The organism is Kribbella pratensis, assembly GCF_004366075.1.
Taxonomy (GTDB): Bacteria; Actinomycetota; Actinomycetes; order Propionibacteriales; family Kribbellaceae; genus Kribbella; species Kribbella pratensis.
Window position 1 is genome coordinate 1,157,241 of sequence record NZ_SODU01000002.1, and the last position, 13,909, is coordinate 1,171,149.

Sequence of the window (13,909 nt, forward strand, 5' to 3'; positions counted from 1 at the left end):
TCACGAAAGGCGTACGTCGACCAGGGCCTCGGCCAGCTGCCCCAGGTACATCCCGTCCCGCGTGACCGCAGCCGCGATCCGCTCCCGCCGTACCGCTTCGGCCACCCGCGGGATCACCACGAACTCATCCGTGCCGACCCGTCCGCACTCCCATCCGGCAGGCACGACCAGGTCCGCAGGCACGCTGACTCGCACCGTGAACGGCTGCCCGTTGACCGCGTCCACCCGGTACGGCGTGATGCGTACAGCACGTGTAAACACCGGGTCGTCCGCCGGCAGCAGCGCCCGGTGAACCCGCGCAACCTCGTCACCGAGCCGCGCCAGCTCATCCAGGTACGCCGGAGTGACCGGGCGCGGGTCCCAGTGACCAGAGATCATCAACTCCGGCTTCAGCCGCCGGTAGAGGGCGGCCGACGCCACGTAGTCCTCGGCCGCGAACGCATTTGCGTACTGGAAGTTCGGTATCTCGGGGGCCCCGTCCGATGACCAACTGCCAGTCTGCTGGTCACCTGTCGCCAGCACTCGCCGTCCGTCGACCTCGAACCCGATGGCCGACGCGTAGAGCGTGTGGCCAGGCAGCGCGTACATCGACAGGTCATACTCGCGCCACCGGATCCCGGCGCCGTTGTCGATGTGCTGGGCGCACGGAATCGGCTCGTACCAGAGGCACGGCAGGTCGTAGTGCGTCGGGTTCTCCAGGACGTGCGCTACCGGGCTGGACGCCCACACCTCGGTCCCGTGCACCTCTCGCATCAGGTTGAAGGCGGCAACGTGGTCGTCGTGGTAGTGCGTCGGGATCGCGACTTCGACACGTTCGATGCCGTAGTCCCGCCGCAGTGTGCGCAGACTCGGCAGCCACGGCCGGACCACGTGCCGAGGCCCGCCCGTCGGGATGCTGGTGGTCAGGTCGTACCCGTAGTCGATCAACAGCGCCGTACCGGAGTCGCTCAGCAGCACGTAGCTGCGGGACTCACTGGTCCGGTTCATCAACAGGTGTGGGCTGAGCTCGACGTACGGATTCTCGAGCTTGTCGACGAGACCGCTTGGTGTGCCGAGCCGCACGGTGATGAGGTCCTGTAGCGCGGCACAGGTCTCCCGCACAGCGTCAGCCGGGTTGTCCATCCGCGACCCATGGCTGGGCAGCAGTGCTCGGGGTGAGTGATCCAGGAGTTGCGTCAGCGAGGCCATGGTCATCGCGGCGCCCTCCATGCCGACGTACGACCACTGCAGCGCGGCAGCCGACCACACCTTGCCGGGACTGTGGATGAGGTCACCGGTGAACGCGTAGCCGTCGATCAGGTAGCTCACGCTGCCCGGCGTATGGCCAGGCGTCGGCAACGTCAGCACCGACACATGGCCGATCTGTGCCGTGCTGTAGTCCTTCATCACGCCTGTCACCGGCACTGACGACAGCAACGAGAACCGGTCCGTATGCAGGTCGTAGTTGTTCACCAAGTTGCGTCGCTGCCAGTGGTGATCGGCGTCCGTGATCAGCTCGGCCTCGTTCTCCGGCACCCAGATCCGCGTCCCGGCGGCCGCCAGCTGCGGCAGGCCCTCGACCTGGTCACGGTGGTGATGCGTGACCAGTACGTCGGTCACAGTGTCCGCGCCGTACGACGGGAGCCGTTCGAGCCAGCGCCCGCTGCCGGCGTCGACCGCAACAGCTGTCCGCGACGACGGGTCGACGAGCAGGTACACCACGCAGGTGTCCTCGATGGCGTGCACGATCACACCAGCACCCTAAGCGCAGACCTGGAATCGATTCCACCCCGGCCGGGCCGGTCAGCTGTCGGCGAGCGCCTCGGCGGCCGTGCTGTAGATGCGGAACTGACCGCCAAGACCCGTGACGCTCAGCGGGCGGTCGACCGGCCGGCCGACGCCGACCAGCGCCAGGGTGATGTTGTGCTCACCGGCCAGGTTGCGTGCCTCGACCAGGTTGCCGAGGCCGGCCGAGCTGCAGAACGTGACGGCGGACACGTCGATCAGCACCAGCCGGGCCGGTGGTGCGACCGCGGCGCGGATCGCCTCGGCGGCGAAATCGGTACTGGCGATGTCGATCTCGCCGGACAGCCGGACCAGGAGTACGCCGGGCTCGAGCTCCTCGGTGACCGCATCGAAGGTGGTCCTGATCATCTCGCCGTCCCGCGGCTCTGGATGCCTGGTCACGCGGGTATCTCCCCCGGATAGCGCCACGAACGCGGGTCCTGGCGGATATGGAACTGCCCTGCCCTCACACCGTATGCCCCAAGGCGCGAGCCGTACAACGGGTGCGCCGACGATCGACCCCGGAGCGTGACCTCGCGGCTGTAAGCGCTGTCGGAGTAAAACAAACGACGGACCTAATGGGGTGATAGACAAAGCAGTATGGGCGTTCTGGACGGTAAGACGGCGCTGGTCACCGGAGGCTCACGTGGGATCGGTGCCGCGATCGTACGGCGGTTGGCCGCGGACGGCGCCGTGGTGACCTTCACGTATGCGAGCAGCGAAGCGGCCGCGGCCGAGGTGGTCGCGGAGGTGAAGGCAGTCGGCGGCGCGGCGATCGCCGTACAGGCGGACCAGGCGGACCTGTCCGCGATCGACGGACTGTTCGATCGTGCGGCCGAGCCGACCGGGACGCTGGACATCTTCGTCTGCAACGCGGCACAGGCGATGGTGAAGCCGATCGCCGATGTCACTGTCGAGGACTACGACCAACTGTTCGCGACCAACGTGAAGGGTCCGTACTTCGCGATCCAGCGCGCCGGCCGCGTCCTCCCCGACGGCGGCCGGATCATCGCGCTGTCCACCCTGAACACCGTGATGCCCGGACCCGGGATCTCGCTGTACGCCGCGAGCAAGGCAGCGCTCGAGCAGTTCGTGAAGATCGCTGCCCGCGAGTACGGACCGCGCGCGATCACCGTCAACACGGTGTCCCCGGGAGCGACCGACACCGACATGTTCCACGACCACAATCCGCCGACGGTGCAGGACGCACTCGTCGGCATCACCGCGCTCGGCCGGATGGGCGAACCCGCCGAGGTCGCCGACGTGGTCGCGTTCCTGGCCGGTCCGGACGCCCGGTGGATGACCGGGCAGAACCTCCGCGCGACCGGAGGGATGCTGGTCTGAGTACCAAGGACCTGATCACCGACATCGACGCGGCCGCGGATCCCGCGGTGGCGGAGGTGCTCGCGCGCTACTTCCAGCTTCAGCCCGGCGGCTACGGCCACGGCGACCAGATGATCGGCGTGAAGCTCTCGACGATCCGCGGCATCCTCAAGCCGTACCTGCGCGCCGACCTCCCCCTGCCCGAACTCGAGCAGGCCCTGGCCAGCCCGGTGCACGAGCACCGGCTCGCAATCCTTTGCCTGCTGGCCGATCGCGCGTCCCGCAGTCTCAAGCCGCGTACGGCGAACCCGCACGAGCTCGCCGCGATCTACGAGCTGTACATGCGCAGTACGGCGTACATCAACAACTGGGATCTGGTGGACTGCAGTGCTCCCCAGGTTGTCGGCGGGTACCTGCTCGACAAGCCGCGCGATCCTCTCTATACGCTGATCCGCTCCGACCAGCTCTGGGAACGCCGGATCGCGCTGATCGCCACGCAGTACCTGATCGGCCAGGGGCAGACCGCAGACACCTACAAGCTGGCCGTCGAGGTCCTCGACGATCCGGACGACCTTGTCCACAAGGCCTCCGGCTGGATGTTGCGGGAGGCGGGCAAGCGGGTCTCCGAGGACGAACTGCGCGCCTTCCTGGATCAGTACGCGACCCGGATGCCCCGCACCATGCTCCGCTACGCCATCGAACGTCTGGACCCCATCCGCCGCAAGCATTATCTCGCGCGATAAGTCGACAAATCAGCTTGGCGTGCGGCTGTCGGCGTACGGCGGGGCCTCGAGCGCACAGTGCGTGTGGTGGTGCACGAGGTGGTGCCTGTGCGGTACGCCGCGATCGCCGAGGGTCACCCACGCGATCACGCCGCCGACTGCCGCGAGGACGGCGGAGATCCACAACGCGTGGCCGAATCCGTTGTGGAAGGCAACGGGATCGCGGTACGCGTCGCCGGTGATGCCGGCCGCCATCGGGATCGCCGCGACCGCCATCAGCTGCGCCGACCGGGCGACCGCGTTGTTCACCCCGGACGCGATCCCCGCGTGGTGGTCCTCGACCGACGAGAGCACGGCCGCGGTCAGCGGCGCCACGGTCGCGACGAGACCGAGCCCGAGCAGAACGACGGCGGGCAGCACGGCGGTGTAGTAGCTGGTGCCGGTGTCGATTCGCAGCATCAACAGGAATCCGCCGGCCATCAGCGCGGGCCCGACGGTCATCGGGATGCGCGGGCCGATCCGGTCCGCGAGACCACCGGCGTACCCGGACAGGCCGAGCATGAGTAAGGTCATCGGGAGCAAGGACGCGCCGGCCCAGAGGGCGGAGTAGTGCAGGGCGGTCTGCAGGTAGACGACGACGAGGAAGGTCGCCGTACCGAGGGCGCCGTACACCGCGACGGTGACCAGGTTCGCGCCGGTGAAGCGGCGGTTGGCGAAGATGTTCAACGGCAGCATCGGGTACGAGCCGCGCCGTTCCACCTCGATGAACGCCACGAAGGCGACGACCCCGATCGCCAGGCTGGTCAGGACCGTCGCGTCGCCGAAACCGTGGTCGCCGGCGCTGATCAGGCCGTACGTGATGCCGGCGAGCCCGACGGTCGCGAGGACCGCGCCGTTGATGTCGAGCTTGCCGGCGGCTTCCTCGTCGCGGGTCTCCGGAACGTGCCGGAGCGTGACCAGAACGGTCGCCAGCGCGAGCGGTACGTTGAGCAGGAAGATCAGCTGCCACGATCCGCTGTCGACCAGGCTGCCGCCGACGAACGGGCCGACGGCCGCGGCGACCGAGGTGAGACCGGACCACATACCGACCGCCTTACCGCGATCGGAGTGCTGGAACGTCGTCTGCAGGATGGCCAGGCTGCCCGGGGTCAGCAGCGCGCCGCCGATGCCTTGCAGGACGCGGCCCGCGATCATCACCTCGAGGTTCGGCGCGATCGCGCACACGACGGAGGCCGCGGCGAACCAGATCACCCCGGCGACGAACGTCCGCCGCCGTCCGAGCCGGTCGCCGAGCGAACCGCTGAGCAGCACCAGCGACGCCAGCATCAGCATGTAGCCGTTCACGATCCACTGCAGGCCGGCCATGTCGGCGTTCAGGTCCTCGCCCATCGCCGGCAGCGCGACGTTGACCACGGTCCCGTCCAGGAATGCCATGCCCGACCCCAGCGCGGTGGCGGCCAGCACCCACCGGCCGCGCGCCGTGCCCAGCGCGATCCGCTCATCACTCATGGGGTCAGCGTGGCAGATTCAGCTGCAGTACGACGAGGGCCTTGCCGGCCGGGATGCCGGGCCGGACCGTGAGGTGGGGCGGATCGCCGACAGCGCACCGGGGCTCGTCCAGCAACGGGCAGACCACGTTCAGCAGCCCGCTGGTGATGGTGATGTCGGTCGGCAGGGCGCTCGCGGCGCTCGCGGTGAGAGGGCGAACGGCCGCGCCGGCCCGGGACGTCTGCGACGGGGTGGCGCGCACCGTCGAGCCCGACAGCCGATAGGTCAGCAGGAGCTTGGTGGCGCGGACGGACAGCGGCACGTTGTCCGCGCGGGTGATCGTGGTCTTCTCGAGCGGCACGGGCTTGTCGTCGGCGACCAGCTTCAGGCCCGTCACCAGCGGTGTCGTCGGGGTCATCATTCCGGGAAGGTTCGCACCGGAGCCCGGCAGCTGCAGCGGCACCCTGTCCGTGGCCGCGGGCAATCTCACGTTCTCGGTGACATCGAACGAACCGTCCGCCCGTGGTACGGCGGTCAGCTTGATCCCCGGCTTGGGCTGCTCGGCGCTCGGTGCGACCGTCGTCCGGAAGGTCGGGGTGACCGGCGCGGGCGGACGCGAACCGCCGATTCCCGGGCTCGGGGCGGCCGGAGCAGCGGACCCGTCCGAGCAGGCGACGGTCGCGCCGTACCCCAGCACCAGCGCGACCGCCGCCAGGCACCCGGTACGCCCGCGTCCTGACACGAAGCCACCGCCCCCAAAAAAGGACCTGGCCGCAAAGCCGGAAACGTTGCCCCTGGCGATCAGGTCGGACCTGCGCATACGATACGCCCCAATTGGAGGGGACGGGCGTTTGTTTCACAATTTCCGGTGAACTCCGAGGGGGAGAAGAAATGCGCAGACGGAGCGTGTCCGGGCAATCCCGGACAGTGCGCGAGAATGTTACGAGAATTCACGGTCCGGTAATTCGAAGGGTGGTTCCGCTGCTGCTCGCGGTGTTGATCGCGGCCGCACCGGCACTACTCAGCGCACCCGCCGACGCGGCCGCGGGCGCCAACCTGTACTTCGTCCAGGGCCTGCCCGGCCGCGTCCTGGACATCAGCGTCGACGGGCGTCAGGTTGCCAAGGGGGTGGCCGGCGGGAAGCTCGTCGGACCGTTCGGGGTCGCATCCGGCAAGCGCATGATCACCGCCAGGCAGGACGGGAAAGTGGTGATCCAGCGGGCGATTTCGGCGGGTTCCGGCGCGAGCCTGGACGTCGTTGTTCATCAGCCGGTGTCGCCGACCGGGGCGCCGCTGATCACGACATACGCGAACAAGTTGACCGCGGTGCCGAAGGACAAAGCCGGATTGCGGGTCGCGCACGATGCGGCGGTCGGTCCGGCTGACATCCGGGTGAACGGAAAGGTGCTTTTCGAGAACGTCGCGAACGGTGAATCCCTGGACGTCGTCGTACCGGCGGGCACGTACAAGGTCGACATCGTGCCGACCGGTGCGACGTCGCCGGTCGTGCTCGGACCGCTGGATCTGCCGGTGCAGGCGGGGTACCTGACCCGGGTGTTCGCGATCGGGGCTCCGAGTCAGAAGACCATGACCGTCGCGCTCGGCACGATCAAGGTTCCGGCCACCGGGTCGGCCAAGCCGGCCGAGGTGAACACCGGAACCGGCGGACAGGCCGCGGGGCTCGACCAGGCGCAGAGCCCCGCCGGCCAGTCCGGCCTCTGGATCGTGGTGTTCCTCGCCGCGCTCGGGGTGGCGGTCGTCACGGGCCGGAAGGTGGTCCGTCGCTGAACCGGCGACTCGCAGGTACGGCGCTGTGCTGTCTCGCCTTGGCCGGCTGCTCGGCCGAGGCGGACGGCGCGGCGCCTACACCCACGACCACAGTCAGTTTCAAGCACGGCGGTACGCCGTCGGCAGTTGAGCCGGCTGCTCCGACATCCGCACCACCGGGACGGGTCGGTACGCCGGCGCCGAGCCAGCGCATCCGTTTCGTCCCGGAACAGGTCGTGCTGCCCGGAGGAGCCAGCGCATCGGTGCTTTCGGCAACTACCGTCTCCGGTCAGCTTCAGGTGCCCTCCAAGGCGCAGCGCGTCGGCTGGTGGGACGGCGGCGCCCAGGCGGGTGATCCGTTCGGCTCGGTGGTGCTCGCCGGACACGTCGACACCAAGACCGAGGGACTCGGGTTCTTCGCCCGGTTGCTCGACGTACGGCGCGGTGAGGTCGTCGTACTGAACGGGGCCGGACACATGGCGTCGTACCGGGTCGTCTCGGTCGTGTCGGTGCGGAAGGACGCGCTCGCGACGAAGAGCGGCGCGTTCGACCAGACCACCGACCACCGTCTCGTGCTGATCACCTGCACGGGTGCGTACGACGCGTCGCGCGGTGGCTACGAGGACAACTTGGTGGTGACCGCACTGCCCGTCGGGCTCGCGCAGTAGGCTCGGCGGTCATGGCCAGGTATTTCGACATCCATCCCGAGAACCCTCAGCGGCGGTCGATCGGACAGGTCGTGGACCTGCTGCGCGAGGACGGGCTGATCGCGTACCCGACCGACTCCTGCTACGCGCTGGGCTGCCAGTTGGGCAACCGGGACGGAATCGACCGGATCCGCACGATCCGGAACCTTGACGATCGGCACCACTTCACGCTGGTGTGCGAGAACTTCGCGCAGCTCGGTCAGTTCGTGCACATCAGCAACGCGGTCTTCCGCTCGATCAAGGCGGCCACGCCGGGCAGCTACACGTTCATCCTGCCGGCCACCAAGGAGGTGCCGCGGCGGCTGCTGCACCCGAAGAAGAAGACCGTCGGCGTACGCATCCCGGACCATGTCGTCACCCAGGCGCTGGTCGCCGAGCTGGGTGAGCCGCTGGTCTCCAGCACGCTGCTGCTCCCCGGCCAGGAGGAGCCGATGACGCAGGGCTGGGAGATCAAGGAAGAGCTCGACAACCAGATCGACGCAGTCATCGAGGGCGAAGCCGGCACCGACCCCACCACCGTCATCGACTTCTCCGACGACGTCCCCGAGGTCGTCCGCGTCGGGTCCGGCGACCCGACCCCGTTCGAGTGAGGTCTTGCAGACCGGAAGATCATGACGGATCGTGGCGGATGAGCGTTAGTTAGTTTCCTCGTCCGCCCCGGAGGGACTCATGCGTCGTGTTCTGCTTGTTGTGGCCGTTGTGCTTGTCACGGCTCTGATGCCAGCGTCGGCGCAGGCCTACGCCAACGCCTTCTTCCCGACCCAGAGCAGCGGTAACCGTGGTGCCGACGTACAGGCGATCCAGTTCCTGCTGCAGCACGCTGGACAGTCTGTTGACGCGGACGGGGTGTTCGGTGCGACCACCGTCACCGCGGTGAAGGCGTTTCAGGCCGCCAAGAGTCTGGGGGTCGACGGGATCGTCGGACCGCAGACCTGGGGAGCGTTGGCGCCGACTATTCGTTCTGGCGACAGCAACGCCGCCGTGAAGGCGTTGCAGGTCGAGTTGAACGCCAAGCGCCGCCTTAGCCTCCCGGTCGACGGTGTGTTCAGTACGGCGGTCCGCGACGCGGTCGTGTCCTTCCAGTCGCACGCGGGGATCGGCGCGGACGGCATCGTCGGCCCGATCACCTGGCGCAACCTGGCCTGGCACTACGACTACCCGGACTTCACTGCGAACCTGTGCGACCAGGACCCGGACGGCAACGGTACGGCGGCCAACTGGGCAGCCGCTGCACCTGTGGCGCAGATGGAAGCCGCAGCCCGCTCCTTCGCGTCCACGGGTCAGGGCAAGGTCCCGTACGGCGATGCGGGGTTCGAGCACGGTGGCGACATCCCGGGTCACGCCAGCCACGACAACGGAATGGACATCGACATCTGGCCGATCCGTACCGACAACGCCCAATGCACCGCGGGCCGGATCACCTGGGAATCCTCGACGTACGACCGGGCGGCTACTCGTCAGCTCATCCAGGCCGTCCGCGCCGCGGCGCCGGGGCACGTGAAGTACATCTGGTTCAACGACCCGACCCTGATCAGCGAGGGTTTGACCCAGAACTGGCCGGCCCACGACAACCACCTGCACGTCCGGTACTGCGAGAAGGTCCACCCGAACAGCACCTACGTCTGCTGACAAACTGGTCCACGTGACCTACACACTCGACCTGAACCCCGATGAGCTGCTGACAACGACCCGTACCGTCCGCAAGCGGCTCGACCTCGAGCGGCCGGTGCCGATGGAGCTGATCCGGGAGTGCATCGAGATCGCGTTGCAGGGCCCGTCGGGTAGCAACCGGCAGACGTGGCACTGGCTGGTGATCACGGACGTCGAGAAGCGCGCCGCGGTCGGTGAGTACTACCGGCGGGCGGTGGAGAAGTACCTGGAGGGTCCGGGTGCGGCCGGGAAGCTGTACGCGGACGATCCGGTCCGTGGGCCGATCCAGCGCCGGATCGGCGACGGCGTCGCGTACCTGGGCGAGCGGATGGGGCAGGTCCCGGTGCTGGTGATCCCGTGTCTCCAGGCGAAGAACCTGCCCGCGGGGAACCAGGCCGGCCTGTGGGGTTCCATCCTCCCGTCGGCGTGGAGCTACATGCTCGCCGCCCGGGCTCGCGGGCTCGGTACGGCGTGGACCACGCTGCACCTCAACTACGAGCAGGAGGTCGGGGAGCTGCTCGGTCTGCCCGAGGACATCCGCCAGACGGTGCTGATCCCGACGGCGTACTCGATCGGCACCAACTTCAAGTCGGCGCCCCGGCAGCCGCTCGACGACGTACTGCACATCGACGGCTGGTGATCAGGAGGCGGCCATCTCCTCGATGGTGAGGCCGCTGAGAACCGATCGGGGCTCGGTGACGGTCAGGTCCAGCGACGGATCGGCGTCGGCGTCCTTCACCTTGACCAGCAGCCAGTCGCCTCCGGTACGGGTAAAAGCCCAGGCCCCGTTCAGCTTGACGCCGTGCAGTTGCACCTTCAAGTGTCCGCGTTCGATCGCCTCGGCCGGGTCGACCAGCTGCCGCCGGTCGTCGCGGGTGAGGTTCGTGTAGACGCCGGCGTCCCAGACGATCACGGCGCCGCTGCCGTACTGCGCGTCGCGGTGCACCCCCTCGTACGACGCGTACTCGAGATCGTGGTCCGTGGTGAGCACCGCGAGCCGTTTCACGATCGGATCCAGCGACGGCCCGCGCGGCACCGCCCACGACTTCAGCACCCCGTCCACCTCGAGCCGCACGTCGTAGTGCAACCGCCGGGCATCGTGCAGCTGCACGACGAAGATGGGTTTGGACAACGGGGCTCCCGGACGAATTCGAGTTACGGCTAACGGTCTGTCATGTTGCGGTTGTACGCTTGCGACTGGTTGGGAAACCGGCCCCCACAACTTCCTCCATCATCCGCCCCTGTCCCTAAGCAGGTGCCCATGCCCGTAGCCCCCTCACCGGCGCGGCCGCTCGCCGTCCAGATCCGCATCGGCGGACGCTGGATCGCGGGTCAGGAGCTGGGTCGCCGGACCGGGACGGCCGGGACCGACGAGGTTCTCGTCAGTCACCACGGCCATCTCGTCTGGATCGACCAGAGCTCCGTCCGCGCATCCCGAAGCTGAATCCCTTTACAAACAAGAGGTTTCAGCAAAGAGTTTTCGCAACCAGGTTGCCGATCTCGACCGCCGACCCTGACCCCGTCGGATCGAACAGCGTCCTGGTCAGCGCGAACGTGACCCCCGAACGCGTGTCGGCCCACGCGACACTGCCACCCATGCCTGGCCAGCCGAACGACGCCGGGCTCTCCTCCGCACTCGACCCGAGCCGGCCGATCGCGTAGCCGAGCGCCAACGTCGCCGGGTTGCCGAGCAGTTCGTCCTGCGCGACCAGCGCCGGTCCGGTGATCACCGGGACCGCCTCCGGCCGGACCAGCCGGACCCCGTCCACCTCGCCGATCAACCCGGCGTACAGCTTGGCGATTCCACGAGCGTTCAGGATCCCGCTCGACGGGTCCTCGATCGCGAGCTGCTCAGGCCGGTTGAGTACGGCGGCCCGCGGCTGCATCGCCCGCGGTACGACCTGCTCGAACATCCCGGCCAGCGTCGCGAACGTCTCCTCGGCGCCGTCAGGCTCCACGAGCTCGGCCAGCCGATGCCGTTGCTCCACCGGCAGCGCGAAGAACACGTTTTCCTGCAGGCCGAGCGGCGTCACGATGTCCCGCAGTACGTCGGACATCGTCCGACCGGTCGCGCGGCGGACGATCTCACCGACCAGCAGGCCGAAGGTCTCCGCGTGGTAGGTCATCTTGGTGCCTGGTTCCCACCACGGCTTCGCGGCGGCCAGGCGCTCTGCCTGCTCGGGTAGCGTTTTCCGTGTCGTGTCGACCGGTAATGCGGGAAGGCCGACGGAATGCGTCAGCACGTGCCGCAACGTCGCCTTGTCTTTCCGGTGCGCGCCGAATTCCGGCCAGATCTCGACGAGCGGCCGGTCGTAGTCGAGTACGCCGCGATCCACCAGCACATTGGCGACCGTCGCGGACGCGCCCTTTCCGGTGGAGGCGGCGAAGTACAGCGTGTCCGACGTCACGCCGTCGCCGGCCACCGCGTCGACGACGAGCTCGCCGTGTCGATACACCGCGACCTGCAGGCCGAGCTCGGTCTCCACCAGTTCGTCGATCCGCCGCTGCACCACGTCCTGAAGCTCCATGCGGGTACGTCGGAGTGGCGGCGGATCGTTCGACACGTCTCAAACGTAGTCGTGCGCGAACTGGATCGTGCGTGCCCGCTCCGCGTCGGTCCCGACCGGGCAGACCAGGAATTCCGTCGTACCGGCGTCCGCGAACCGCTGCAGTTCCTTGGCCACCGTCTCCTCGTCACCGAGGACCGCAGTGTCCGCCGGGCCCGCCTTACCGCCGCGGTCCAGCACGGCCCGGTACGCCGGCATGTCGCCGGCTGCCCCGAACTGGTCATGGATCCACTGCCGGGTCGCGTCCGGCTCGTCCGTGACCGCGACACAGACGCCCGCGATCACCTGCGGCTCGGGCCGTCCCGCCGCGGTCGCGGCCCGGTCGATCGTGGGGCGGATGAAGTTCTCGATCACCTCAGGACCCGCCCAGCTGGTCGTCGTACCGGCGGTCAGTTCACCGGCCGTCTTCAGCATCCGCGGACCGAGCGCGGCCAGGATGAGCTCGGGCGTCTCCGCGCCGGTGATGTCGATGTGTCCGCGGGCAGTCAGCCGCTCGCCCACGTAGTCGGTGGCCTCACCGGCCAGCAGTGGGCCGAGCGCCTCGACGTACTCACGGACGTACGCCGCGGGGCGGTCCATCGACAGGCCGAGCATGCCTTCGACCACGTGCGGATGGCTCGAGCCGACGCCGAGCGTCAAGCGGTTGCCGGTCAGCACCTGGACGCTGAGCGCCTGCGCCGCAAGCGCCAGCGGATGCCGCGGGTACACCGGCACGACGCCGACGGCGTACCCGATGGTCGAGGTGTACGGCGCGACACCCGCGATCAGCGTCAGCGCGTCCCACCCGAGCCGCTGGCTGAACCAGATCCGGTCGATGCCCGCGTCCTCGGCGGCCTTCGCGGCGGCCCCGATCTCGTCAACAGTCTGGCCCTCTTCGTCGATCCACAGTCCGATCCTCATGTCCTCCAGTCAACGGGTCCGGAGGCTGCCGACCCAGACGCAGTTACGCTGTGCAGCGATAAGGAATCGTGATCGCCGGGGGTGTCCGATGGAGCTGCGGCAACTGCGGTACTTCGTGACCGTCGCCGAAGAACTGCACTTCGGCCGGGCCGCCGAGCGGCTCAACATCGTGCAGCCGGCCGTCAGCCAGCAGGTCGCCCGGCTCGAACGCGAGCTCGGTCTGCAGCTCCTCGACCGTTCCTCGCGGCATGTCCGGCTGACCGGCGACGGGGAGCGGATGCTGCGCGAGGCACGGGCGGTCCTGTCCGCCGCGGATCGGGCCGGCGAGGTGGCTGCGGAGCTTGCCTCCGGGCGTTCCGGCGTACTGCGGATCGGTACAGCGCCTGGGCTCCGGGACCGGCTGGAGCGTGGGCTCGCGGCCCTTCGAGCCCAGACGCCGGATCTCGACCTCCGACTCACCTCGGGGTCCACGGCCGAGTACCTCGCGGCGTTGCGGGCCGGCGAGCTGGACTTTGCGTTCGTCCGCGGTGACGTGGCCGCCGCCGATCTGCGGGTGATCGAGCTCTGGCGCGATCCGCTGTCCGTCCTGCTCCCGTCGTCCTACCGGACCGACGACGGCGTCAAGCTGATCGACCTGGCTGATCTGCCGCTCCGGCTGCCGTCCGACCAGTGGTTGCGGGACGAGTTGACTGCCGCCTGCCGGGCGGCCGGTTTCGAGCCGAGGATGGGCCGGCCCGCAGACGATTTCGAGGCCGCGATCGTCGAGATGTCGACCGGATCGCCGGCGTGGACCGTCGTCTACGGCACGGCCTGTGAGGCCGCCGAGGGCGCGCTCTGGATGGGACCGTTCGCGCCGCCGCTGAGTGCGCCGGGGCAGTTGGTCGTCGGGCCGGGACCGACCGCCGAGTGTGTCGACGGACTGGTGGCCGCCTTCGGCTGAAGACCTCCGGCGGGCCCTGACAGCTCCGCCGGAGGCCGGGTGTTGATCACTCAACAAGCACCGGATCGTACGTTGGAAATC

16 protein-coding genes are annotated in these 13,909 nt (G+C 68.6%); 9 read left to right on the plus strand and 7 right to left on the minus strand.

The window, feature by feature from the left end:
• Positions 1 to 1,731, minus strand: coding sequence for an MBL fold metallo-hydrolase (locus tag EV137_RS20620; RefSeq protein WP_134130374.1), 1,731 nt, complete (start codon positions 1,729 to 1,731; stop codon positions 1 to 3).
• 51 nt (positions 1,732 to 1,782) lie between these two features.
• Positions 1,783 to 2,166 carry an STAS domain-containing protein gene (locus EV137_RS20625; RefSeq protein ID WP_238157164.1) on the minus strand — a complete coding sequence of 128 codons (384 nt, stop codon included), beginning with the start codon at positions 2,164 to 2,166 and terminating at the stop codon, positions 1,783 to 1,785.
• A gap of 198 nt (positions 2,167 to 2,364) precedes the next feature.
• Here EV137_RS20625 and EV137_RS20630 point away from each other — a divergent pair, with 198 nt between their 5' ends.
• Positions 2,365 to 3,108, plus strand: a complete 744-nt coding sequence (locus EV137_RS20630) for an SDR family oxidoreductase (protein ID WP_134002730.1) — start codon at positions 2,365 to 2,367, stop codon at positions 3,106 to 3,108.
• Positions 3,060 to 3,830 (plus strand): DNA alkylation repair protein, encoded by a 771-nt coding sequence (locus EV137_RS20635; protein ID WP_238175450.1) that lies wholly within the window; start codon positions 3,060 to 3,062, stop codon positions 3,828 to 3,830. Before EV137_RS20630 ends, EV137_RS20635 begins: the two co-directional genes overlap by 49 nt.
• 9 nt (positions 3,831 to 3,839) lie before the next feature.
• Here EV137_RS20635 and EV137_RS20640 read toward each other — a convergent pair whose 3' ends face one another.
• Positions 3,840 to 5,318, minus strand: coding sequence for an MFS transporter (locus tag EV137_RS20640; protein WP_134130375.1), 1,479 nt, complete (start codon positions 5,316 to 5,318; stop codon positions 3,840 to 3,842).
• Positions 5,319 to 5,322: 4 nt separating this feature from the next.
• Entirely contained in the window at positions 5,323 to 6,039 is a 717-nt protein-coding gene (locus EV137_RS20645) for a hypothetical protein (protein ID WP_134130376.1), read from the minus strand.
• A 230-nt stretch (positions 6,040 to 6,269) separates the two neighbouring features.
• On the opposite strand from EV137_RS20645, the gene EV137_RS20650 reads away from it, so the two are divergent.
• The 5 genes from EV137_RS20650 (at position 6,270) to EV137_RS20670 (ending at position 10,061) form a co-directional block, all read left to right on the plus strand.
• A complete protein-coding gene (locus EV137_RS20650) occupies positions 6,270 to 7,085 on the plus strand; it encodes a DUF4397 domain-containing protein (RefSeq protein ID WP_238175451.1) in 816 nt (271 codons plus the stop codon).
• 242 nt (positions 7,086 to 7,327) lie between these two features.
• Positions 7,328 to 7,732, plus strand: coding sequence for a class F sortase (locus EV137_RS20655; RefSeq protein WP_238175452.1), 405 nt, complete (start codon positions 7,328 to 7,330; stop codon positions 7,730 to 7,732).
• Positions 7,733 to 7,743: 11 nt separating this feature from the next.
• Positions 7,744 to 8,361, plus strand: coding sequence for an L-threonylcarbamoyladenylate synthase (locus EV137_RS20660; RefSeq protein WP_134002740.1), 618 nt, complete (start codon positions 7,744 to 7,746; stop codon positions 8,359 to 8,361).
• Positions 8,362 to 8,488: 127 nt separating this feature from the next.
• Positions 8,489 to 9,400 (plus strand): penicillin-insensitive murein endopeptidase, encoded by a 912-nt coding sequence (locus EV137_RS20665; protein WP_238175453.1) that lies wholly within the window; start codon positions 8,489 to 8,491, stop codon positions 9,398 to 9,400.
• 13 nt (positions 9,401 to 9,413) lie between these two features.
• The gene (locus EV137_RS20670) at positions 9,414 to 10,061 is read left to right on the plus strand and encodes a nitroreductase family protein (RefSeq protein ID WP_202871054.1); all 648 of its coding nucleotides are present in this window, start codon (positions 9,414 to 9,416) and stop codon (positions 10,059 to 10,061) included.
• On the opposite strand, the gene EV137_RS20675 is transcribed toward EV137_RS20670, so the two are convergent.
• Positions 10,062 to 10,553 (minus strand): DNA polymerase ligase N-terminal domain-containing protein, encoded by a 492-nt coding sequence (locus EV137_RS20675; RefSeq protein ID WP_202871055.1) that lies wholly within the window; start codon positions 10,551 to 10,553, stop codon positions 10,062 to 10,064. It abuts the gene before it with no gap.
• 129 nt (positions 10,554 to 10,682) lie between these two features.
• Here EV137_RS20675 and EV137_RS20680 point away from each other — a divergent pair, with 129 nt between their 5' ends.
• Positions 10,683 to 10,865 (plus strand): hypothetical protein, encoded by a 183-nt coding sequence (locus tag EV137_RS20680; RefSeq protein WP_134002744.1) that lies wholly within the window; start codon positions 10,683 to 10,685, stop codon positions 10,863 to 10,865.
• A 22-nt stretch (positions 10,866 to 10,887) separates the two neighbouring features.
• On the opposite strand, the gene EV137_RS20685 is transcribed toward EV137_RS20680, so the two are convergent.
• Both EV137_RS20685 and EV137_RS20690 read right to left on the minus strand, forming a co-directional pair.
• Positions 10,888 to 11,985: a serine hydrolase domain-containing protein gene (locus EV137_RS20685; RefSeq protein ID WP_134130379.1), complete on the minus strand. Its 1,098-nt coding sequence runs from the start codon at positions 11,983 to 11,985 to the stop codon at positions 10,888 to 10,890.
• Positions 11,986 to 11,988: 3 nt separating this feature from the next.
• Positions 11,989 to 12,888, minus strand: a complete 900-nt coding sequence (locus tag EV137_RS20690; protein ID WP_134130380.1) for a TIGR03564 family F420-dependent LLM class oxidoreductase — start codon at positions 12,886 to 12,888, stop codon at positions 11,989 to 11,991.
• A gap of 88 nt (positions 12,889 to 12,976) precedes the next feature.
• Here EV137_RS20690 and EV137_RS20695 point away from each other — a divergent pair, with 88 nt between their 5' ends.
• Positions 12,977 to 13,828, plus strand: coding sequence for a LysR family transcriptional regulator (locus EV137_RS20695; protein ID WP_166679954.1), 852 nt, complete (start codon positions 12,977 to 12,979; stop codon positions 13,826 to 13,828).
• Positions 13,829 to 13,909: the final 81 nt, after the last annotated feature.